Annotated in this window: 1 protein-coding gene; it reads right to left on the bottom strand. The window is 63.4% G+C overall.

Annotated elements, in window-relative coordinates:
* Positions 1–53: 53 nt before the first annotated feature.
* A partial coding sequence (locus EN935_RS39245) for an EamA family transporter (RefSeq protein ID WP_164771891.1) occupies positions 54–628 on the bottom strand: 575 nt, incomplete at its 5' end.

The raw sequence follows: 628 nt of genomic DNA, 5'->3' as shown, positions 1-628 counted from the left end.
TCAGGAACGATGCGCCGCGACATCAAAGTAGGCGCCGCTGTACCGATATTGTTTCAAGGGCGCACGCGCCGGGCACGGAAATCGGTCAATGCTACGCCTAACGAGGCGCAGGTAATCATCGCGATCGCTGCCCAGCCGCGCGGCGCGATGCGCTCCCCAAGCAACACAAAGCCGATGATGGACGCCACAACCGGCTCCAGCGAGACCAGCACGCCATAACGGTGTGCCGGGAGCGTCGCAAGCGCCCGGTATTCCAGCGAAAGCGGCAGCGCAGAGGCAAAGATGGCCAACAGGATGGCAGCAAGCAGAGCTTGCGGATGTGCGACAGCGCCCGACACTGCGGCTGGGAGAGCCATGGGGGAGATGATTATACAGCAAGCCACCATGGCGAGCGGCAACGCGCCTCCCTCTGCGTCTCCAAGCCGCCGGCTGAAGAAAATGAAGCTCGCCCAACCCGCCGCGCCGCACAGGGCAAGCGCGACACCGATTGGGTCGAGAGAACCACCGACGTCAGGGGTAAGCATGAGGATGCCTCCCGCGGCCAGCAGGATCCAGGCGAAATCAACCTTCCGGCGCGACGAGATCATTGCCATGACGAGCGGTCCGATGAAGCCGATCGACACCGCAA

The sequence above is a fragment of the Mesorhizobium sp. M7D.F.Ca.US.004.03.1.1 genome, assembly GCF_003998635.1.
Lineage (GTDB): Bacteria > Pseudomonadota > Alphaproteobacteria > Rhizobiales > Rhizobiaceae > Mesorhizobium > Mesorhizobium loti.
This window is presented reverse-complemented; position numbering and strand designations above follow the sequence as displayed.